This is a genomic window from Hymenobacter endophyticus, from assembly GCF_032464715.1.
Classification (GTDB): Bacteria; Bacteroidota; Bacteroidia; order Cytophagales; family Hymenobacteraceae; genus Hymenobacter; species Hymenobacter endophyticus.
This window is the reverse complement of the sequence record NZ_JAWDJT010000001.1, coordinates 515,121-537,120: the sequence shown is the minus strand read 5'-3', so window position 1 is coordinate 537,120 and position 22,000 is coordinate 515,121. Positions and strand designations below refer to the sequence as shown.

The window sequence follows — 22,000 nt, the reverse complement described above, 5'->3', positions numbered from 1 at the left end:
CTTATATAGGCCTTTTTAGCCCGGAAACTCATTTCCGGGTGCCAGATGACCCCGTCGCTCCGGTGCAGGCAGCGGCATAATTCTGCACGGCTGCGCGTGCCGGAATCTGAGGGAAGTGACCTACGCGGCAGCCCAAAAGCACCACCGCCCCGGCTGCCAGGGCAACCGGGGCGGTAGGAAACCCATACGCGCAGCAGCCTAGCCCTGGGGAGTGGCCACCACGTATTCAGGGTCTTCCAAAATGTTGACTTCGATGAGCGCGCCCGCATTGGCGAGCAGGCGGCAGTCGGGGCTGAGGTGGCGCAGGCGCAGGATTTTGCCGGCCCGCTGGTACCGCTCCGTGAGCTTGTGCAAAGCATCCAGGCCCGACATATCGGCCACCCGGCTTTCCCGGAAATCAATGACCACCTCGGCCGGATCGGCGGCGGGGTCGAACTTCTCGGTGAATGCCTGTACCGAGCCGAAGAACAGCGGCCCGTACAACTCGTAGTGCTTCACGCCCGCGGCATCCAGGTGCTTGCGGGCCCGGATGCGCTGGGCATTTTCCCAGGCAAAGGCCAAGGCCGATACCACCACGCCCAGCAATACCGCCAGTGCCAGGTTCTGCGACACGGCCGTAACCAGCGTTACCAGGGCCATTACGGCTACATCGGTGCGGGGCATGCGGCGCAGAATCCGCAGGCTGGCCCACTCAAACGTGCTGATAACCACCGTGAACATCACGCCCACCAGCGCCGCCAGCGGCAACCGTTCGATAACGGAGGAGCCGGCCACCACGAACAGGGCCAGCGCCAGCGCCGCCACCACGCCCGACAAACGACCCCGCCCCCGCGACTCCAGATTCACCATCGTCTGGCCAATCATGGCGCAGCCGCCCATGCCGCCGGTGAGGCCCGAGGCCACGTTGGCCAGGCCCTGGGCCACGCAATCCTGATTGCTTTGGCCGCGGGTATCGGTGATTTCGTCTACTACGGTCAGGGTCAGCAGACTTTCGGTGAGGCCCACCAGCGCCATAATCACGGAGTAGGGCAGCACCAGCACCAGCGTATCCCAGGTGAAGGGAATCTGGGGCCAGTGCGGCTGGGGCAGGCCCCCGGCAATGGAGGCAATATCGCCCACCGACTTGGTATCGAGCCCGCCCAGGATAACCAAGGCCGATACCACCGCAATGGCCACCAGCGAAGCCGGTACGGCCTTGGTGAGGCGGGGCAGCAGGTACACAATGGCCATGGTCAGGGCCACCAGCGCCAGCATCAGCAGGAGCGGGGGGCCGCCGAGCCACTGCTCCTCGCCACCTGGGCCCGCTACCTTAAACTGCTCCAGCTGGGCCATGAAGATGATGACGGCCAGCCCATTCACGAAGCCGAACACCACCGGCTGGGGCACCAGCCGGATAAACTTGCCCCAGCGGAGCAAGCCCACGCCAATCTGAAGCAGGCCCATCAGGGCCACGGCGGCAAACAGGTACTCGGGGCCGTGCTGTTCCACCAGAGCCACAATCACCACCGCTACCGAGCCGGCCGCCCCGGAAATCATGCCTGGCCGCCCGCCAAATACGCTGGTGAGTAAGCAGATAACAAAGGCTGAGCCAATGCCCACCAGCGGGCTGATGTGGGCCAGTAGCGCAAAGGCCACTACCTCCGGCACCAGGGCCAGGGCCGTGGTCAGGCCGGCCAGCACTTCGTTCTTCGCGTTAACGCGGTACTGAGAAAAATAAGCAGAAAGGGTACTCATCAAACACGCTGAAAATTGGCAAAAGAAAAGCCGCACGCTTCGGGCAGGAAGCGGCGGCAGGGGGTAAGCGGGCCAGTTTCTCAGGGTGGAGTGGGTGAGCCGGTACGGAAGAAAGCGGAAAAGAAGCAACGCATACGCCCGGCAAAGATACGCACCCGACCGTTGCCGGCTCTGGCGGGCACTGGTCTTAGTGCCTGCAAAACGCTCATGGCTTCGGCCTCACATAGAACGAAGAAGGTCTGCAACCAGCCTGGTCGGCTGCGGCTCCTATGGGCGAAACAGGTAGTTTCGAACGTAAGCGGTCCATCTGTTTAACGCAACTATGCCGGCTGGTGTACCTCAAAGTCATGTATTGTTAGTTGTATGCGCATTTTCACACTCGGTGCTATCCGGCAGATTCAGGATTTTCAGTTTCTCACGGATTCCTCCGGTTACGTGCTGGCGGACGGCGGGCAACTTTACCGATTCCGGGGCAACCATACAGAGCTGGTCCCGACGCCGGCCAACTTCACTGTAACGCAGTTTTATTTCCTCAGTGCCACGCACGGGGCCGTAGCGGGCAACTTCCGGCCGGCGGCGGTGCTGTTGCAGCAGGGCAGCGCAGGTGTGGTGTCTCTGCTGCCGGTGCTCTTAGGGCTGATGGTGCTGCTGCGTCGCTCCGGTGCAGCGTGGCGGCGCGGGGCCGGTTTGGCAAGCGTGCTGCTGACGGGCAGCCTAGTATTCGGCTGCAGCCGGGCATGGCAGCAGTACCGCACGCCCGATCCGGCCTCAGAGGGCGTGACGCATCTTAGTCGCAATAAATTGAAGGCATCTTCGGGTGGGCATACGTACTTTGCTAACAAGGGGCAACAGGCCTTTATTGCCTTGACCCAAACGGCCGGGGCCAGCTGGGAAACTCAGCAGATACCCACCAATTTCTACGTCACGGCTCTCACCGCCATTGGCCGCAATTTTCTGGTGGGCACATATGCCAACCCTTACGAAGGTACCCGCAGTCCCATGCACGCCGATGGTGACGTCTGGATCTACGGCCAAGATTCCGCTTTCAGCCCCGAGCTGGCCCAAAACAGCCCGGCGCATCCGTACGGGCTATCAGTGCACCGGGCTGTTCGGGGCTTCAGCTTCTCGGCTGCCGGCGAGCAGCTGTTCATTTTTGGCAGTGACCGGATGCCGACGCTGCCGCCCGATGAAATCAGCGCCACGGCCGGCAACATCTACGCGCTGCCCCTGGCGCTGCACCCGCCCTACCGCCTGCTCGATGTGCCCGATACCGTGGAAGTGACTTCCCTGGCCCAGGCCGATACCGGCGAGCTGTGGGCCACGCTGGACAACCGCAAGCCGCGCCTCTCCAAAGGCATACTGCGGTACGTGCCCTTGCCCAACCGGCAGCTGCTGCGCTTTGCGCAGGGCCGCTGGCAGCCATACGCCGTGCCGGAGGCCCGCAGCTTCCGGCAGGTAGCCTTTGTGGCGGGTACTGGCAACGGCTACCTATTGACCGAAGACGGCCAGGTAGTGGCCACTAGTAACAGTGGCACCACCTGGGAACCGCTGCCGCTGCTACGGAATATTCGTCAGTTGAAGGTTTGGCAGCAGGCCGTAACGCTGCAGCAAGGAGCCAACCGGCTCCTGCTTGTGCCGGACCATACGCGCCGCTGAACGGCCGCTCGTTTCCGCTCAGGCGTGCACCGTCATTACGGGTTGTCGGGCGTGCAGGGCCACGGCCTCGGAGGTGCTGCTCTGGAATAGGTGGCTGAGGGCGGAGCGGCCGTGGGTGAGCATCACCACCAAATCGGCGTGGGCCTGCTCAGCGAAGCGCGGAATGCCGGTACTCAACCGGGGAGCATCGAACACGTCGGCCTCGTAGTGCATGAGCTGGTGGCGGCGGGCAAAATGCTCAATAGAGTGCAGGGCCGCCCCATGCCGGTCGGCGGAGGGCACTACGTCCAGCAGGTGCAGCGTGGCCTCCGGGAACAGGGCCTGTAGCTGCTTCAGACCGGGCACGGCGCGGTCGGCTTCTGCCGTAAAATCGGAGGCAAAAACCAGGTGTTGTACCGTGAAGTCGTTGGCTGGATGCTTCACCGTAAGCACCGGGCAAGGCGCCAGCCGCATAATCCGCTCGGTGTGCGAGTCCAGGAAAAACCGCGTCCAGGAAGTGTGCTCGTGGGCTCCCATCACCACCAAGTCAATGTGGTGCTCCTGAATGGTTTTCAGCACGGCCGGCTCAAACTCGGCCGTCAGCACCAGGTCGCGCACTGGCACATCGGGCATCAGTTGGCGGGCCTCGGCCATCCACTCGTGCATGCGGCGCTTGGTGGCCTGCAGCAGCTTGAGCATGTACACGTTGTTGAGGCCGTCTCCGCTCGGCATGCCACCCGAAGTAGCAATGCCCGAAGCCGGCGGCGCATCCACCACGTGCAGCAGCGTGATGTGGCCACCGCTGCGGTGGGCCAACTGCAGGGCTGCCTCAAGGGCATAATGGGCTTCCGGGGAGAAATCAGTGGGAACAAGCAGATTTTTCATGGGATGGGAGCTGAAAAATGGATGCTGAACGGGAGGGTAACTGAATGGTCTGCAGGGGAGTACGTGGGAAAATATACTGATTCTGATTCTGAAAACCAACTATCCGTTATTGAATTATTACAATTCAGGAGTGGAGAAACTGACCATGATGTGGAAAAACGCAGGCAGAAGTAGTGTGCTGATGAACAGTGTATTACCGCTGAGTGTAGGCTCGGTAGTACGGGCAGGTTTCCAGGCTCCACCCAAAACAATCGAAACGCTTTGCTAGTAGCTACCCGCAGCCGACCGGCATTATTTCCTCCGGCCGCACGTTAACCGCCTATGACAACTTCACGCCAACCGCTCGAGCAGGCTACCTTCACCAATTCCTTTGTGGAGGAGCTACAGGGGGATGTTTCCCGGGAAAACGTGCCGCGCCAAGTACCCGGCTACCACTACTCGCCGGTGCAGCCTACGCCGGTGCAAGCCCCCCGGCTACTGGCCTGGTCAGAGGAGTTGGCAGTGTTTCTGGGCGTAGCACGGCCACCGGAGCAAGGACCGGCGGTGGAGCTGCTGGCCGGTAACCGCGTGGCCGCTACTATGCAGCCCTATGCCGCCCGCTATGGGGGACACCAATTTGGCAACTGGGCCGGGCAGCTCGGCGACGGGCGGGCTATTTCTCTGGGTGAGCTACAAGCCGTGGATGGCTCGCGCTGGGAGCTGCAGCTGAAAGGAGCGGGGCCCACGCCCTATTCGCGCCGGGCCGATGGCCGGGCCGTGTTGCGCTCCTCCATCCGGGAGTTTCTGTGCTCGGAGGCCATGTACCACCTGGGCGTACCCACTACCCGGGCCCTGAGCCTGGTGAGTACCGGCGACGAGGTAGTGCGCGACATGTTTTACAATGGCAATGCCCGCCCCGAAGCCGGCGCCATTGTGTGCCGGGTGGCGCCCTCGTTTGTGCGCTTCGGCAACTTCCAGATTCTGCTGGCCCACCAGGAGCTGGACAACCTGCGCCAGCTGGCCGACTACGTGATTCGCCACCACTTTCCGGAGCTGGGTGAGCCTTCGGAGGAAGTATACAAGCAGTGGTTCACGGAAATCTGTCGGCGCACGGCCGTGATGATAGCCCACTGGATGACGGTGGGCTTCGTGCACGGGGTGATGAACACCGACAACATGAGCATCCTGGGCCTGACCATCGACTACGGTCCTTACGGTTGGCTGGAGCCCTATGAGCCCGGCTGGACCCCTAATACCACCGACTTCAGCACCTACCGCTACGCCTTCGGGCAACAGCCCCGGGTGGCGCTCTGGAACCTGATGCAGCTGGGCCAGGCCCTTTCCCCGCTGGTAACCGCGCCCAACGAAGCCCTGCGGCCCGGCCTAGACACGTATGCTGCCACCTTCAACCACACCCGCCAAGCCCTGATGCTGGGTAAGCTGGGCCTCACTGCTCAGCCCGATGCCGCCCCCGATCTGGCCCTGGCCGAAGCGCTGGATACGGCGCTGGAAGCCTCCGAGGCAGATATGACGTTGTTTTTCCGGCGCCTGTCGCATTTGGTGCCTGAGCTGCTGGCCGCGCCCGAAGGTAACGTGTCTACCCATCGGGCGTTTATTGAAGAGGTGAGCTACAACCCCCAGGGTGCGCCGCACACCCTGCTGCTGGAGTGGCTGCAGCGCTACACCGAGCGGTTGAGGCTGGAAACTGCCACCCCCGAGGATATCCGAAAGGGTATGCTGGCCGTCAACCCCAAATACGTGCTGCGCAACTACTTGGCGCAGCTAGCCATTGAAGCCGCGGAAGCCGGTGACCTAACGGATCTGGAACGACTTTACCATGTGCTGAAAAGCCCCTTCGAGGAACATCCCGCCTACGAGGATCTGGCCGCCAAGCGCCCCGAGTGGGCGCGCACCAAACCGGGCAGCGCCACCCTTTCGTGCAGCTCTTAGTAAAGCATTAGTTGTTGGTTGTCAATTGTTTGTTATTAATAGAAGCTCGTTCATGAATACCAAACAACCACCAGCCAGCAACTCACTCATACCTGCCGTAGCAGCCAGGTGTATGCCGCGGCCACGTCATCGAAGAGGAGCACGGTGGGAATGGTAACGAAGCGCATAGCTGTTTCCATGGATTTGCGGGCCGGCCAATAGGGGGGGCATACCCAGGCTACGTGCCGGATGCCCTGCCGGGCCAGCTGCTGGTAGTACTCACTGCCCACCCACCGGGCCCCCAGCTCCCAGTCGCTGGTTACCTGGCTGTTGTCGTTCAGCATTTTGCGGCAGGGGTATTGCTGCAGGTACTGCAGAATTAGCTCGCCGCCCGCCCGGGATGATTGGGCATCGTGTGCGCCCTTCCACTCCACAAACAGCCAACTATTGGCAAAATCGTAGGAGATACTTAGGGGAGAGGTATCGTACAAATGCTCCATATGCTGGGGCGGTAAATAGGCTGGGGCAGATGTACCCACGCGGACATAGTTACCGGAATTTAAACTAAAAAGCGCAAAACCTACGCAAGGCGATGCTCCGATGGATTGACGTACTGACGTACGCGAAATACGGTAACCCCGAGCCGCTGCGCCGGGTGGTACTTTCGGAAGCGGAATGGCGCTACCGGCTGCCCTTGGTCTGCTACGAGGTGATGCGCAACCGGAGCACCGAGCCACCCTACCGCAACGCCTACTGCCGCAGCTACGAGCCTGGCCGCTACCACTGCGCCGGTTGCGGCAGCCTTCTGTTCGACTCGGCCACCAAGTACCACGCCATATCCGGCTGGCCCAGCTTCACCCAGCCGGCTGCCCGCAGCGCCATTCGCTACGCCTTCGATGACAGCCACCACATGCAGCGCATGGAGGCCGTGTGCAATGTGTGTGAGGGCCACCTCGGCCACGTTTTTCCCGATGGACCCGCTCCGGCGGGCTTACGCTACTGCATCAACTCCGTGAGCCTGGAGCAGAGGTAACGGGTTCGAGCACCTGGCATCCTGCAGAATATTGGGGGCTTAACCGCCAAGCCATCAGATAGCTTCGGCTGTAAAGGCCCCCGAACGTAAGGGTAAGGTGGATACTTCCCCGCCAGCCTCGTATACGAAGCCACCAATTTGCTTCGTCATCATGCCTGATTCCTCTCCATCGACTACCAACTTCAACGGCTTCGTGCGGGTGCGCGGGGCGCGGGAACACAACCTCAAAAACGTGGACGTGGACATCCCGCGCGACGCGCTGGTGGTGTTTACGGGTGTGTCGGGCTCGGGCAAAAGCAGCCTGGCATTTGGCACCCTGTACGCCGAGGCCCAGCGCCGCTACCTGGAGTCGGTGTCGCCGTACGCGCGGCGGCTGTTTCACCAGATGTCGGTGCCCCAGGTACAGTCTATTGACGGGCTGCCGCCGGCCGTAGCTCTGCAGCAGCAGCGCGGCACGCCCACTACGCGCTCCTCGGTCGGCTCCGTCACTACGCTGTCCAATTTGGTGCGTATGCTGTATTCCCGGGCCGGCGACTACCCCAAGGGGCAGAGTATCATTTACGCCGAGGCGTTTTCCTCGAACACCCCGGAAGGTGCCTGTCCCACCTGCCACGGCCTGGGCCGCATATACGAGGTAACCGAGGACAGCATGGTGCCCGACCCCTCGCTCACCATCCGGGAGCGGGCCATTGCCGCCTGGCCCCAGGCCTGGGGCGGGCAAAACCAGCGCGACATCCTCGTAACCCTGGGTTACAACGTGGACGTTCCGTGGCGGGAGTTGCCCCAGCAGCAGCGCGACTGGATTCTGTTTACGGAGGAGCAGCCGGTGGTGCCGGTGTACCCCGGCTACTCACCCAAGGAAACCCAACGGGCCCTCAAGCGCCAGGAGCCGCCCAACTACATGGGTACCTTTAGCAGCGCCCGCCGCCACGTGCTGCACACCTTCGCTACCACCCAGAGCCCGCTCATGAAGAAACGGGCCCTGCAGTATATGCTCAGCACGGAGTGCCCTACCTGCCGGGGCAAGCGCCTGCGCCGGGAGTCATTGAGCGTCACGTTTGCCGGGCTGGATATTGCCGATTTTTCGGGGCTGCCGCTCAAGCGTCTGGAGGCTCTGATCCGGCCCTTCGCCGAGGGCAAAGCCCGCGCCCAGGCCCATGACGCCGCGCACCCGGAACAGGCCGAAGTAGCCCGCCGCATCACCCAGGATTTGTGCGCCCGTCTCACCGTACTGCTCGACCTGGGGCTGGGCTATTTGTCGCTGGAACGCAGCACACCCACCTTGTCGCCGGGTGAGCTGCAGCGGCTGCGCCTGGCCACGCAGCTGTACTCCAACCTGTTTGGGGTGGTGTATGTGCTGGATGAGCCCTCAGCCGGCCTGCACCCCTCCGATACCCAGGCGCTGCTGAAAGCCCTGGCCAGCCTGCGGCAGGCTGGCAATTCCTTGTTTGTGGTAGAGCACAACCTGGATGTGATTCGGCAGGCCGACTGGCTGGTAGATGTGGGCCCGGCCGCCGGGGAACTGGGTGGCGAAATCCTGTACAGCGGAGAGCCAACGGGCCTGGCTGACGTGCCGCATTCGGAAACCCGCCGCTTTCTGTACCCCGCTACAAAGGTCGCCTTGGCTACCATACCCCGTACGGCCACGGGCTGGCTGCGTCTGGAAGGCGTACACCGCAATAATCTTGCTGGGCTGGCCGTGGAATTCCCGCTGGGCGCACTCACAACCGTTACGGGGGTGTCGGGCTCCGGCAAATCCAGCCTGGTGAGCCAGGTACTGGTGGAGCTGGTAGCCGAGCAGCTGGGGCAGGCAGTGGAAGCCGAGGAAGAAGCCGAAACTGACCCCCTGGAGCGCGCCGCTGCCCCTGAAACCGGCGGCCGTATTACAGCCGGGCTGGAAACCATCAAACGCTTGGTGCGGGTGGATCAGAAGCCCATCGGCCGCACGCCGCGCTCCAACATGGCTACGTATACCGGCCTGTTCGACCATGTACGGAAGTTGTTTGCTGCTACCCCCGAGGCTCGTAAACGCCGCTACGATGCTGGCCGCTTTAGCTTCAACGTGGCCAAGGGCCGCTGCGAGAACTGCCAGGGGGAGGGGTTCGTGATGGTGGAGCTGCTGTTTCTGCCCAGCGTGTATGCGCCCTGCTCGGTGTGCCATGGGAGCCGCTACAATGCCAAAACCCTCGAAATTCACTACCAGAATAAGAATATTGCCGAGGTGCTGAACCTAACGGTGGATGCAGCCTGGGAGTTTTTCCGGGATGATGCCACCGTGCACCGGGCCCTCACCGTTCTGCGCGACGTGGGCCTGGGTTACCTGCGCCTGGGCCAGCCCGCTACCGAGCTGAGCGGGGGTGAGGCCCAGCGCATCAAGCTGGCAACGGAACTGCAGCGCACCGGCCGCGGCAACTCTCTCTACGTGCTGGATGAGCCTACCACCGGCCTGCACCCCGCCGACGTAGAGCGCCTGCTCACCCAGTTGCAAAAGCTAGTAGATGCGGGCAACACCGTAGTAGTGGTGGAACACGATATGCGCGTGGTGGCCGCCTCCGATTGGGTGCTGGACATGGGCCCCGGCGCCGGCGACGAAGGGGGGCAGGTGGTAGCAGTGGGTCCGCCCCGGGAGGTAGCCAGATCGAAAAGCAGCAAAACGGCTCCCTTTCTGCAACGGTTCCTGAACCCGTAAGACCGGCTTGTTCCGGATAGCTACTGTCCGAAACAGGTGCTCTTCATTCCGCGCTTGTCTCTTGCCGGGCAGAATTTGCGTACCTTTAAAGACAGGCCCCTGGTTTTCCGGCGGTGCCATCTCCCTGCTGTTTCCTGCTGGCAGTATTTTGGTGCTGAGGTTACGCTCAGCCTGTTGTTTTCCGCTCCGCCTTCCGGCCCGGCGTCCCATTTACGGGTTCCTCTCATGTCTTCCTTCTATCAGCCAACAGCTGCGCTTTTGCAGGCGTTTGGCTTCTCGCGTTTTGCTTCCCCAACCGGGCAGACGCGCTACAGCCGCGCCAGTGAGTGCGGGCAGGAAACCGTAGTATTCTACCCTGATGGGGAAATGACGTTGCTGGAGGCCGTGAACGGCCAGATACTCTACTGTTTTCAGGGTCGGGTAGCTTCCGAAGCCGAGTTTCGGGTGCTGCTGCGCCAAGTAAACTGGCCCGCTGAGGTGCAGAGCGCCTGATTGTTACTTACTCATCCTTTTGCTGGATTTTCCATGACTGATTCTTACCTGCGAAGCCTTGGCTTTGCCACTACCGACGATATGCACGGTTCAACCCATCTGGCGTTTGCCCAAGCCTGGCGTTACCAACACGCAATGCTGGCCCAGGATGGTACCCGCCTCTTCATTGAGCACCCACTGGGTATTGCGGCCTGCCGGTTGAGCCGGCTGGCGGCTCCGTTGGCAGCGCAGGATGTTGCAGCCACGGTAGGCCTGCACGACCGGGCCGGGCTGGAGGCGGCTATCCAAGCATTTTTTGCGGCGCACGGCGGAGTAGGCCAGGCGGTACCCCAGGCTACCCCCAGCATATTTCGCCCGTATCGGCGGCAGTTGTAACACAGGCGGCACGGTGCAGGTCGGTTAATTGATACTTACATGATAAACCTGATGGATAAGGATTTGCAAATAAGTTTGGCCAACAATGCCAAGGAATGGCTGGCGCTGTCTCTCTCTATCTCCTCGGCGGAGAAAGAGGCATTTACTAAAGTACACGACGGGTTTTTTACTACCTATGGCGCCGTATTTATGGCGCGGGTGTACCGGCTTACGTTTGAGCAGGCCCTGCAGAGCATGCCGGAGCAGGAGCGGAACCGGCTTCTCACTACTTTTCGGGAAGCTATGGACCACGCCATTGACGAGCACTACACGGCTACTCATTCGTAACGGGCCCTCGGTTCCGGACTTGTTCTGCTTGCGGGGTGCCAGGCGAAGTTACTGCTGCCAGCCAGCCGGATTGCGCCGGGTCGCTAGCCTGGTAGGCAGGGTAAGCTCACGGCCTATGGAAACTTACTCTCGATCCATTGCAATACCCCATCGGCAAGCCGGTAATGCCCACCACTTGGCGCACATTGGGCTGCTGAGTTAAAATGCCTGATACAATACCCCCCGCCTAAAACGCACCACGCCCACCAGCTTGAGCAGCCGGTGGGCGTGGTGCGTTTTGGGCGGGGAGCTTTTAGTGCGCCACCACCAACCGCTGCACAACTATGGCCGCGCCACTCTGAATGCGCAGCAAGTAGGTGCCATTGGCCCAGGTGCTTATATCGAGGGTGTGGCGGCGGCCATTGAGCGAAACGGTGCGTACCAACTGGCCCTGCACCGTGTATACCAGCAGCTGCGCCGGTGCGGTGGTAGGCAGCTCCAACGTCACCAACTGAGTAGCGGGGTTGGGGTAGAGCTGGGATGCAAACGCTCCGCTTGCGCCGGCGGTAGCCGTAATTTGTGTGGGTACCAGCTGCAGTACCCAGGTTTGGTTGGTGCCCAGCGTCGCCAGGTTAGGGGCCCAGCTGCTGAAGCCGCCTTGGGCATCGAGTGTAACGGTGCCGGCTGCCTGCCCCGTCAGCAGCTCCGTAGCTTGGTATACGCCGGCCGGCAGCGTTGATAAAGCCAGGGAAAGTGCGGGACTGGTCGAGGTGCCCATGTTAGCTACCGTCAGTACCGCCCGTTGCTGGTGCACGCGGGCATAGCTAAGTACCGAGTTGGCCGGAGAGGTAAGGGGCAGCAAGTAACCTTTGCGCAGGGCCTCCTGGCTATTGCGCACCCGGATGAGCTGCTTGTAGTGGTTGAGCAGAGAAGCGGGGTCGGCCTGCTGGGTAGCCACGTTGAACTGGCCGTAGTTGCTGTTGATGCCGCGCCAGGGCGAGCCGGTGGTAAAGCCCGCTTGCGCCCCAGCCGTCCACTGCATGGGTTTGCGCTTGTCCTCATCTGGCCCCGAACCCTGCATGCCTACTTCCTCCCCGTAGTACAAAAAAGGCACGCCGGGCAGCGTGAGGTAGAGGGCGGCGGCCTGCTTCATGCGGGCCAAGTTGCCGCCCAACTGGTCAAGTACCCGGTTCTGGTCGTGGTTGGTGAGGAAGGTGCCATACTGCAGCTTGGGGTAAGAGCGGTCCACCACACCAAGCTGAGTGCGCAGGGCGGCGGGGTTGCCCGCGTTCAGGCTGCTGATGATGGCAGCGGCCTGGTCGAACTCAAAGCAGGCGTCGAGGCGCTGGTTGAGCACGTAGGGCACCACGGCCGCCGTGTTTGTCCAGGCTTCCCCAATGGTAAAGGCACTGGGGTTTACCGCCCGTACCGAGTCATGAAACTCCTCCAGGATGCTCAGGGTTTCGGGTGTATTTTCTAGGGTATTGCCATTTTCTACCAGGTACTTCACCGCATCCAGGCGGTAGCCATCCACGCCTTTGCGCAGCCAGAATCGGGAGGCATCCCACATGGCGGCTTTCAGCTGGGGGTTGCGCCAGTTCACATCGGGCATGCCGCTCCAGAACACGCCGTAGTAGTAACTGCCGTTGCGCGGGTGCCATACCGTGCCGTTGCCCGGCCCCGTACCCAGCACCGTATTCGACCACCGGAACCAGTCCCGGTACGCATTGGTGGGGCTGCTGGCGGCTTGCTGAAACCAGGGGTGCTGGTCGGAGGAGTGGTTGAGCACCAAGTCGATAATTACCTTGATACCGCGCTGGTGAGCCGCAGTCAGGAAAGTCTCAAACTCGGCCATGCTGCCATAGTCGGGCTCGGTGGCTTTGTAGTTGGTCACGTCGTAACCGTGGTAGCTGGGGCTTTCCATCATGGGCATCAGCCAGATGCCAGTAATGCCCAGGTCGGAGGTGGTGGCGGGGTTGCCGTCATTGAGGTAGTCGAGCTTCTGGGTGAGGCCCGTAAAGTCACCCTTGCCGTCCCCGTTGCTGTCGTAAAAGCTGCGCACAAATACCTCGTAGAACACGGCATCGTTCCACCAGTGCGTGGTGTACTCGGTGAGGGAGGGCGTGCACGTTTGGCAGGTGCTAAAGCACACGGCCGGCATGGTATTCACGGCGGCCGTGGCGTCAAACACGCGGGTCAGGGTGCCGCTGGCATCGGCGGTGCCGCAGGCGGTGGGCACGGTTTCCACGCCGCTGAGCGCGTTGCCGTTCACGAAGCGGTATTGAAACCGGATGGGGGCGGGCAAGGAAATCTGCACCTCGTAAATTCCGTCGCCATTGTCGTCGGTGAGGGGCAGGGCGGTAGCGTCGCCTTCCAGGCCGTAGCCGGCCAGCGGCTGAAAGTTACCAATAACGTGCACGCCGGTTCGGGCCACGGTTTGGCCGCGCATGTTCACGGCGAAGCGCACCTGGGTGTTGCAGCCCCCAAAGGCTAGCACCGGCAGGCGCACCGCACTGCTGCCCACCACCACTTGCCGGTTCACGTTGCCGCTGCCATCCGTAACGCCGCAGGCGGCAGGCGGCAGCTCGGCCCCGCCCCAGGCGTTGCCGTTCACAAATTTGTAGAGGTAGGTGCCGGCCGGTAGGTTAACCGTCACCTCGTAGATTCGGTCGTTATCCGGGTCGGTGAGCAGGGTGGCAGCGGGGTTCCAGTCGGCGGGGTAACCAGCAGCGGCCTGAAAGTTGCCGGCCACGTGTACGCCGCCGGCAGCCACCGTCTGCTGGCGCATATCTACCCGGAAGGTAAGCTGCACGGCCCGGGCTCCCAGGCTACTCAGCAGTAGTAAAAGCAGGCAGAAGTATTTCATTCAGTAAAGAGCAAGTTGGCGAAGGAAAAGGCTTCAAAGATACCACGAAAGCAAGTGGCCAGGCCGTAAAAAAAGCTCGCCTGAAACCAGTAGGGTGCTGGAACCAGGCGAGCTGAACAGGTAGCAGACAGAGGCCGCCTCTATTCAAACACAATGGTTTTGTTGCGGTGCACGGCCACCTGCTCCCGGAACACCAGCGTGAGGGCCCGGGCCAGAGTGAGCTTCTCCACGTCGCGGCCGGCCTGGGCCATATCGTGGGCATTCTGGGTGTGGTCCGTCGGGATGACACTCTGGGCAATGATGGGCCCTTGGTCGAGTTGATCCGTGACGAAGTGCGCGGTGGCTCCAATGCTTTTTACCCCTCGGGCATAGGCCTGGGCGTAGGGGCTGGCCCCAATAAAGGCGGGCAAAAAGCTGTGGTGAATGTTGATGAGCCGCTCTGGGAAATGGGTCACGAACTCCGGCGACAGAATGCGCATGTAGCGGGCCAGCACCACGAACTCGGGCTCGTAGTGCGCAATTTGCTGGAGTACGGCGGCCTCGTGCGCCTCCCGGGAAATTCCTTCGGCGCTGATGTGGTGATAGGGTACGTTCAGGCGCTCCGTCAGCTCGCGCAGGTTGTCGTGGTTGCTAATAACGGCCAGTATTTCAGCTTGCAGCTGCCCGAAGAAGTGGCGCACTAACAACTCGGAAAGGCAATGATGTTCCTTGGTAGCCAGCACTACAATGCGCCGAGCCCGGCTGTCGCGCAGCCGGATGCGGGCCGTGGCGGGCAGGGCCGCAGTCAAATCACGCAACAAGACCTCCGGCTCACATTGCCCGTCAAACTCAGTGCGCATAAAGAAGTGGTTATCCTCGCGTTCCACAAACTCGCCGTTACGCAGCACATTGAGGCCGTGGCGGTACAGCACTTCGGTAATACGAAACACCAGCCCCGGCTCGTCGGGGCAGTCAATCAGCAGAAAATGAACCATGCGGTTGGGCAAAAAATACGACTCGCAAGATACGGGCAATGTTGGGGTAACTGGCCCCCGTAGCAGTCCTCCGGAACTTAAAACCCCAAATGATAAGGGCCCCGCTGCGCGCGGAGCCCCTGCAAGAGTGATAGTAAGAACTGGTTAGCTGCCTTTGGGCATGCCGCCGGTAACTTCCAGCAGCGCCCCAGTGGCATAACTACCATCCTGGGAGGCAAAATACACGTAAGCTGGTGCTAATTCTTCGGGCTGACCGGGGCGGCCCAAATGGGTAGCGTCGCCAAATTTCTTGAGGTCTTCCTCCAGCATGGTACCCGGAATCAGGGGCGTCCAGACGGGGCCAGGCAACACGGCATTTACCCGGATTTTCTTTTCACCCAGGTAAGCGGCTAGGCCTTTGGTGAAGGTGTGGATGGCGCCTTTGGTGCTGGCGTAGTCAATCTGGTGGGGGTTGCCTAGCAGCCCGGCAATGCTACCCGTGTTAATGATGGAGTCACCCTCTTTCAGAAAGGGAATGGCTGCCTGAGCCATAAAAATGTATCCTTTGATGTTGGTATCGAAGGTGCGGTGAATATTCTCCTCCGGAATAGTTTCAAAATTCTCGTAGCCCATCTGGTAGGCCGCGTTATTAACCAGAATGTTGAAGCCACCCAACTCGTGGTAGGTGCGGCGCACCGCCTCCCGGCACTCAGTGGCGGAGCGGACGTCGCACTGGATAGCCAGAAACCGGCGGCCCTGGGCCTCCACTGCCCGGCCCACTACGGCGGCGTCTTCGGCGTTGGTCTGGTAAATAACGGCTACATCGGCACCTTCCATGGCGAAGGCCAGTGCCACCGCCCGCCCAATGCCAGAGTCGCCGCCGGTAATCAGGGCCACTTTGCCGCGCAGCTTGCCCGCCGGCTGGTAGCTCGACATATCCCAGTCGGGCTGCTGTTGCATATTACCCTCGGCGGTGGGGTAGCTGGTGGGCTTGGGGTTAATTTCGCTATTGGTAGGGCGCGGTTCGTTCTATTCCGTGTTCATATCGCAGGAGTTTATCTGAGAAGGAATACGGAAGGAAAAGCCTGGGGACTGGCAGAAACAAAATATTGTTAGCTAACCTCAACCGCAGATGAGCTACTCCCAGATAAGCTGATGAAACTGGTTTCGAGCTAAAACTAGCTTCTGTACAGCGCATGCTGCTGCCTGCAGCCAAACGGAATGCCCCGCGGGTTGGGAGACAGGAGAAAAGATGTGATGCCTGGAGTACTCGCGGAGAAGCCTCCGCCTCTGGTTAGCTACGGCTGGCAGTCCTGGCAGACGCCCGCCAGCAAATAGTTGCGGGTTTGGGCCTGAAATTTAGCTGGCAGCGTTACGGCCGGAATGGCCACCTGGTTGAGGCAGTAAATGTGCTGGCAGTTGGTGCATTTGAAATGCACATGGTCGTCGGAGTGGGCGTGAGCATTGCACTCCAAAGAGCAAGCTGCGTAGCGCACCGTATCACTGGTATCAATTACGCGGTGAATCAGGCCGCTTTCCTCGAAGGTCTTGAAGGTACGGTAAAGGGTGATGCGGTCAACCTCGCCGCCAAGTTGCTGCTCTACCTCGTGGCCCGACAAGGCAAACGGCGAAACCGACAGTACCTGCAACACTGCGCGGCGCACAGGCGTGTGGCGCAGCTTGTGACGGGTAAGAGTCTGAGAAATCCGGTCGGGAATGGCCATGGTGGTACAAAGATAGGCAGTTTTACAGGCTAGCGTGCGTTCAGCTAACAACCTGCCCACTACGGGATTAGTGCCCGCAAAAAAGGCCTCAACTACTGAGTTGAGGCCTTCGTGTTGCAATAGGAGGCTCTTGCCAACAGACACACACCTGTAACTGCCTGGCAAGACGAAACTACGAAAAAGCTCGATAAAGTATTGAAAAACGAAGGTTAAATATGCGGTTGTGTGTTATATCTGCTGTATTTCAACTGGTTAGGCGTGCACAGTATATACTGCCATTGCAGCATAGCACTAGGTAAGGTGGTGCTCTGCTCTATTCAAATGCCCAGCTTCCTGGCAAAAAAGCAGTTAGCCGACTTTTCGAAAGCACGGGAGCGGTAAACGTGAGCTAGCGTACCGACTTGTACCTGGCTACCGCAGAGCAGGCGTGGGCAAGAGCCTGCTGGCCAACCTCGTCATTCCCAACCTTAGACGTGCTCATCCGTTTGGGAAACAGTAAGGCATTAACTGAATCATTCTGATTATTTATATGCTCTTCATGTTAAAAAGTTCTAAAAATTATTGTTTAAAACATATATAATACTTCCTTTGTAGAAACAAAGGTTGCCTCGCTCTGAGCCGTTCCCACCCGGTCTGCTTAAGTACTTTACGCATACCTCTACTGCCTGCTCCATGGAACGTTACCGGCACTATACTGATACCTCCCGCATCATTCTACCTGTGGTAGATGTGCTGCTGATTTTCGGGGCCTTTCGTTTGGCAGGCTACCAGCACCTGGGCAGCTGGCATTTCAACGGCTACTACCCGCTATTCTTTGCCATTTTTGCCTTGCTCTGGTGGATTTTGTCGGGCCAGTTTGCGAACATCTACCGCACCGACCGGCTCATTACCTATCCGGAAAAGCTGCTGTACCTGATGCGCACGTTTGCGCTGCACGCCAGCGTGGTCCTGCTAGTAGTGGTAGTGCTGCACCTGTACTGGCCGCCGGCTGAGTATCTGTTTTCGGTGTATAGCCTATCAACCACGGCGGTGGTGGCCGGTCGATTTCTGCTTACGTTTTTGTACCGGGCTTATCACCAGCACTTCGCCCGGCCAAACAGCCGCTTTGTAATAGTGGGTGCCGGCCCAAGCGGGCAGGAGCTGTACCGCTTCCTGGAGTCGCACGACCCTATTGCCAACCAGTTCATGGGCTTCTTCACGGATACGCCCGCTTCGCTGTCTACGGAGTTGCGCCCTCTGGTGCAGGGGCGTTTGGCCGAGTTGAAAAACTATTGCCTGCAGGAGCAGATTGACGAAATCTACTTTGCTATGCCCCTGGACCGGCGGCAGCTGATTGAGGATTTGTCCCGCTTCGCCGACGACCATTTTTTAGCGTTCCGTATTGTACCCGATTTTCGCGGCACCGTCCGTAAAGACGTGAATGTATATTTCTACGACCACCTGCCCATCCTCACCATCCGCCACGAGCCGCTGGGCATCCGGACCAACCTGGCGCTGAAGCGGGTGTTTGACATTGCCTTCTCATTGGCCGTTATTCTGCTGGCTTTTCCGGTGGTGCTTACGGCTTTGGCCGTGCTAATTAAACTTGATTCGCCGGGGCCGGTATTTTTCAAGCAGATGCGGCCGGGCAAGCGCAACCAACTGTTTCCGTGCTACAAGCTGCGCACCATGCGCACCGACCACGGCCAGACAGAACTGCAGGCCACCAAAGGCGATGCGCGCATTACCCGCGTGGGCCAGTACCTGCGCAAGTACAACCTCGATGAGCTGCCCCAGTTTTTCAACGTGCTGCTGGGCCATATGTCGGTAGTGGGGCCCCGGCCCAACATGATTTCGCAACTGGAGGAATACAGCAAGCACATCCGCACTTACCAGATGCGCCACGCCGTAACGCCCGGCATCACCGGCTACGCCCAGGTAAACGGCTACCGCGGCGAAACCCGCGAAGCCGGTACCATGGAAAAACGGGTGGAGTACGACTTGAAGTACGTGGAGAACTGGTCATTCGGGCTGGATATGAAAATCATCTTCCTGACCGTCTGGAACATGCTGCGCGGCGAGAAAAACGCCTACTAGCGGTGAAATAGTGAGTGGTGAAATGGTGAGTTTGCCGTTGCACCTGCACAGCTGACGCCAGTAGTCCGCCTTCATTTCACCACTTCACCACTTCACAAATTCACCATCTCACTAATGCTGCCCAAGCTGCCCCTGCTGGATTCGTGGATTTCCACCGGTACCCCGGCTGAGTTTGTGGCGGCCATTCTGCGGCTGGGGGCCATGCGCGCATCTGCCTATGTGTGCTTTGCCAATGTGCATATGGTAGTAGAGGCTCAGCAGGATGCTGGGTTTCGGCAGATCCTGCGCGAAGCCGCCCTGGTAGCCCCCGATGGCAGTCCGGTGGCGGCCTCGGTAGGTTGGCTGAACCCAGGAACACCGCCCCAGCCCCGTATAGCGGGTATGGATTTGTTGCCGGCTTTATTGGCAGCGGCAGCGGAAAGCGGACAGTCGGTCTACTTTTACGGCACTACCGAAGCGGTGCTGGCGGCCATGGTAGCCCGGGCCCGACACGAGCTGCCCACGTTGCGCATTGTGGGTACCTGCTCACCGCCATTCCGAGCCCTCACGCCTGCCGAGGATGCCGCCGAAATAGCCGCTATAAACGCCGCTGACCCCGATTTGCTGTTTGTGGCCTTGGGCTGCCCGCGGCAGGAGCGGTGGATGGCCGCGCACCGGGGCCAGATCAGGGCGTGCATGCTGGGAGTGGGCCAGGCGTTTCCGGTGTACGCCGGCTTGGAGCCGCGCCTGCCGGCCTGGGCCCGCCGCTTGTGGCTGGAATGGGCGTACCGCCTGTGGCTGGAGCCCCGCCGGCTCTGGCGCCGGTACCTGGTTACCAACTCCCGCTTTCTGTATCTGCTGGCCCGCCGGGCCACGGCCCAACTGGTGGGCCGCCCCGTGCCCCGCGCCACTGCCTGAGCAGTTCTGGCTTTCCCACCCGCTCCGTACTGCGTGCCACCCGCTACTGCCTGCATTCGGGGCAAGCCAAGCTGGTGTATCTGTATGAGTAGATTATTCTGCTTTAAATTTTACTTATTATAAAAAATAGTAATAAAAAATATTGACAATATTATAATAAACGCTATATTTCAGAAACCTTAGCCCATCGTGTAAAACGCTTAAGCAGCGGTGGATGGGCCTTCTTGCGCGTCTTTTTTTAGTGCGGCATTTCTCAATTCTACTTCTATGAAAGCAGTCATTCTGGCGGGCGGCTACGGCACCCGCATCAGCGAGGAAAGTGGCGTGCGGCCCAAACCCATGGTGGAGGTGGGGGGCAAGCCCATTCTGTGGCACATCATGAAAATATACGCCCACCACGGCATTCGGGATTTTGTGGTGTGCTGCGGCTACAAGGGCCACATGATCAAGCAGTACTTCTCCGACTACTTCCTGCACAACTCCGACGTGACGTTCCGCATGGACCGCAACGAGATGCAGATTCACCGCAACCACGCCGAGCCCTGGACCGTGACGCTGGTAGACACCGGCCAGGAAACCATGACGGGTGGCCGCCTGCGCCGGGTGCGCGACTACCTCACCCCGGGCGAAACCTTCTGCCTGACCTACGGCGACGGAGTAGGGGATATTGACCTGCGCGCCGCCGTGCGCTACCACCGCCAGCAGGGCGTACTGGCCACGCTTACGGCCGTGCGCCAGCCCGGCCGCTTCGGGGTGTTCAACCTCAGCGACGAAAACAGCCTGGTGGGCTCCTTCACCGAAAAGCCGGAGGGCGGCGAAACGCCTTGGATTAACGGCGGCTTTTTTGTGCTGGAGCCCGGCGTGCTCGACTACATACCCGACGACGACACCGTGTGGGAAAAGGCCCCACTGGAGCGCCTGGCCCAGGAAGGTAACCTGGCGGCCTTCCGCCACACCGGTTTCTGGCAGCCCATGGACACCCTGCGCGACAAAAACATGCTGGAGGAAATGTGGCAGCAGGGCCGGGCCAAATGGAAGGTGTGGGACAACGCCCCCGAGCCCCTGGAACCCGACCCCGTACTGGCCGAAATTCTGGCCTCGCCGCTGGTGGCCCCGCTCAGTGAGCGGGTGGCCGCCCCCACCATTATGCCCGCCGACTAATTCATCGGGAAAGAGGGTGTGCGGGTAGGGTGGTAAGAGTTGATGCCTTTACATGCATGGCGTCCGCATCCATTGTACTGTCTACCGTCACTTCCTACCCTCACACCTTCATACCCTCACACCCTACTTAACATGCAACGCATTCTTATCACGGGCAATATGGGCTATGTGGGCCCTGGCGTAGTGCGCCACCTGCGTCAGCAGTTTCCGCACGCTGAGCTGATTGGCTTTGACATGGGCTACTTCGCCCACTGCCTGACGGGGGCCACGCGCTTGCCGGAGTCGCGCCTGGACCGGCAGATTTTTGGGGACGTGCGCCACCTGCCCGAGGGTTTGCTAGAGGGCGTTGATGCCGTGGTGAGCCTAGCCGCCATCAGCAACGACCCTATGGGCCAGACCTATGAGCAGGTAACGCTGGACGTGAACTACCACGCTACCATTGAACTGGCCCGCCAGGCCAAGGCCGCCGGGGTAAGCAGCTTTGTATTTGCTTCCTCCTGCAGCATGTACGGGGCCGGGGGCGAAGGGGCCAAAACCGAAAGCTCCCAGCTCAACCCGCTCACGGCCTACGCCCGCTCCAAGGTATTGAGTGAGCAGGACCTACGCCCCCTGGCCGATGATGAGTTTGTGGTGACCTGCCTGCGCTTTGCCACGGCCTGCGGCTGGAGTGAGCGGCTACGCCTGGATTTGGTGGTGAACGACTTTGTGGCCGGAGCCGTAGCGGCGGGCGAAATCAGCATTTTGAGTGACGGTACGCCCTGGCGACCCCTGATTCATGTGCAGGATATGGCCCGGGCTATTGAGTGGGCCATTGGCCGGCCCACCGAGGTGGGCGGTAACTTTCTGGCTATCAACACTGGCTCGGCCCACTGGAACTACCAGGTGCGCGACCTGGCCTACGCCGTGGCCGATGCCCTGCCCGGTACCCGCGTAAGCCTCAATGCCGATGCCCCACCCGACAAACGCTCCTACCGCGTGGATTTCAGCCTATACCAGGAGCTGGCCCCCAACCACCAGCCCCGCCGCACATTGGTAGATGCCATTGCCGAATTGCGCGACGGACTGCTGGCCATGAATTTCCGGGACGCCAGCTTCCGCTCCTCGGAGCTGATGCGCCTGCGGGTACTCACCCGCCTGCGCGAAACGCAGGAGCTGGGCGACGACCTGAACTGGGCCCGCGCGGGCAGTACTCGGCCTGTGCCGGCTGCTCTGCTCGCCTAGTCTCCCCGCGCTCTACCGCTCAACTACTCCAACCAACCACCACTG

At 60.6% G+C, this 22,000-nt stretch carries 18 protein-coding genes; 11 read left to right on the top strand and 7 right to left on the bottom strand.

Annotated elements, in window-relative coordinates; genetic code table 11:
- Nucleotides 1-198: 198 nt before the first annotated feature.
- On the bottom strand, nt 199-1,734 hold the full coding sequence (locus tag ROI90_RS02190; RefSeq protein WP_315996704.1) for a SulP family inorganic anion transporter: 1,536 nt from the start codon (nt 1,732-1,734) through the stop codon (nt 199-201).
- Between the two features lie 363 nt (nt 1,735-2,097).
- On the opposite strand from ROI90_RS02190, the gene ROI90_RS02185 reads away from it, so the two are divergent.
- The gene (locus ROI90_RS02185) at nt 2,098-3,390 is read left to right on the top strand and encodes a hypothetical protein (protein ID WP_315996703.1); all 1,293 of its coding nucleotides are present in this window, start codon (nt 2,098-2,100) and stop codon (nt 3,388-3,390) included.
- An 18-nt stretch (nt 3,391-3,408) separates the two neighbouring features.
- On the opposite strand, the gene ROI90_RS02180 is transcribed toward ROI90_RS02185, so the two are convergent.
- Nucleotides 3,409-4,254 (bottom strand): universal stress protein, encoded by an 846-nt coding sequence (locus tag ROI90_RS02180; RefSeq protein ID WP_315996702.1) that lies wholly within the window; start codon nt 4,252-4,254, stop codon nt 3,409-3,411.
- Nucleotides 4,255-4,575: 321 nt separating this feature from the next.
- Here ROI90_RS02180 and ROI90_RS02175 point away from each other — a divergent pair, with 321 nt between their 5' ends.
- Nucleotides 4,576-6,183, top strand: coding sequence for a protein adenylyltransferase SelO (locus ROI90_RS02175; protein WP_315996701.1), 1,608 nt, complete (start codon nt 4,576-4,578; stop codon nt 6,181-6,183).
- A gap of 86 nt (nt 6,184-6,269) precedes the next feature.
- On the opposite strand, the gene ROI90_RS02170 is transcribed toward ROI90_RS02175, so the two are convergent.
- Nucleotides 6,270-6,662: an STAS/SEC14 domain-containing protein gene (locus tag ROI90_RS02170; RefSeq protein ID WP_315996700.1), complete on the bottom strand. Its 393-nt coding sequence runs from the start codon at nt 6,660-6,662 to the stop codon at nt 6,270-6,272.
- Nucleotides 6,663-6,754: 92 nt separating this feature from the next.
- Here ROI90_RS02170 and msrB point away from each other — a divergent pair, with 92 nt between their 5' ends.
- From msrB to ROI90_RS02145, 5 genes are all read left to right on the top strand, one after another.
- The gene (msrB, locus tag ROI90_RS02165; protein WP_315996699.1) at nt 6,755-7,195 is read left to right on the top strand and encodes a peptide-methionine (R)-S-oxide reductase MsrB; all 441 of its coding nucleotides are present in this window, start codon (nt 6,755-6,757) and stop codon (nt 7,193-7,195) included.
- A gap of 151 nt (nt 7,196-7,346) precedes the next feature.
- Nucleotides 7,347-9,884: an excinuclease ABC subunit UvrA gene (uvrA, locus tag ROI90_RS02160; protein WP_315996698.1), complete on the top strand. Its 2,538-nt coding sequence runs from the start codon at nt 7,347-7,349 to the stop codon at nt 9,882-9,884.
- A gap of 225 nt (nt 9,885-10,109) precedes the next feature.
- Complete coding sequence (locus tag ROI90_RS02155) at nt 10,110-10,376, top strand: hypothetical protein (RefSeq protein WP_315996697.1); 267 nt, start codon at nt 10,110-10,112, stop codon at nt 10,374-10,376.
- Nucleotides 10,377-10,409: 33 nt separating this feature from the next.
- Nucleotides 10,410-10,751, top strand: coding sequence for a hypothetical protein (locus ROI90_RS02150; protein WP_315996696.1), 342 nt, complete (start codon nt 10,410-10,412; stop codon nt 10,749-10,751).
- Nucleotides 10,752-10,790: 39 nt separating this feature from the next.
- A complete protein-coding gene (locus ROI90_RS02145) occupies nt 10,791-11,078 on the top strand; it encodes a hypothetical protein (protein ID WP_315996695.1) in 288 nt (95 codons plus the stop codon).
- 292 nt (nt 11,079-11,370) lie between these two features.
- On the opposite strand, the gene ROI90_RS02140 is transcribed toward ROI90_RS02145, so the two are convergent.
- The 4 genes from ROI90_RS02140 to ROI90_RS02125 all read right to left on the bottom strand — a co-directional run bounded on the left by ROI90_RS02140 (nt 11,371) and on the right by ROI90_RS02125 (nt 16,600).
- Nucleotides 11,371-13,923, bottom strand: a complete 2,553-nt coding sequence (locus tag ROI90_RS02140; protein WP_315996694.1) for an alpha-amylase family glycosyl hydrolase — start codon at nt 13,921-13,923, stop codon at nt 11,371-11,373.
- Between the two features lie 140 nt (nt 13,924-14,063).
- A complete protein-coding gene (gene purU, locus ROI90_RS02135; RefSeq protein ID WP_315996693.1) occupies nt 14,064-14,897 on the bottom strand; it encodes a formyltetrahydrofolate deformylase in 834 nt (277 codons plus the stop codon).
- Nucleotides 14,898-15,041: 144 nt separating this feature from the next.
- Entirely contained in the window at nt 15,042-15,836 is a 795-nt protein-coding gene (locus tag ROI90_RS02130) for an SDR family oxidoreductase (protein WP_315996692.1), read from the bottom strand.
- Nucleotides 15,837-16,174: 338 nt separating this feature from the next.
- Nucleotides 16,175-16,600: a Fur family transcriptional regulator gene (locus tag ROI90_RS02125; RefSeq protein ID WP_315996691.1), complete on the bottom strand. Its 426-nt coding sequence runs from the start codon at nt 16,598-16,600 to the stop codon at nt 16,175-16,177.
- A 672-nt stretch (nt 16,601-17,272) separates the two neighbouring features.
- Between ROI90_RS02125 and ROI90_RS02120 the strand changes: the two genes are divergently transcribed.
- From ROI90_RS02120 to ROI90_RS02105, 4 genes are all read left to right on the top strand, one after another.
- Nucleotides 17,273-18,676: an undecaprenyl-phosphate glucose phosphotransferase gene (locus ROI90_RS02120; protein ID WP_315996690.1), complete on the top strand. Its 1,404-nt coding sequence runs from the start codon at nt 17,273-17,275 to the stop codon at nt 18,674-18,676.
- Between the two features lie 114 nt (nt 18,677-18,790).
- Nucleotides 18,791-19,573, top strand: coding sequence for a WecB/TagA/CpsF family glycosyltransferase (locus ROI90_RS02115; protein ID WP_315996689.1), 783 nt, complete (start codon nt 18,791-18,793; stop codon nt 19,571-19,573).
- Nucleotides 19,574-19,840: 267 nt separating this feature from the next.
- Nucleotides 19,841-20,734 (top strand): glucose-1-phosphate cytidylyltransferase, encoded by an 894-nt coding sequence (rfbF, locus tag ROI90_RS02110; RefSeq protein ID WP_315996688.1) that lies wholly within the window; start codon nt 19,841-19,843, stop codon nt 20,732-20,734.
- Nucleotides 20,735-20,866: 132 nt separating this feature from the next.
- Complete coding sequence (locus tag ROI90_RS02105; RefSeq protein ID WP_315996687.1) at nt 20,867-21,955, top strand: NAD-dependent epimerase/dehydratase family protein; 1,089 nt, start codon at nt 20,867-20,869, stop codon at nt 21,953-21,955.
- The last annotated feature ends 45 nt before the right edge of the window (nt 21,956-22,000 follow it).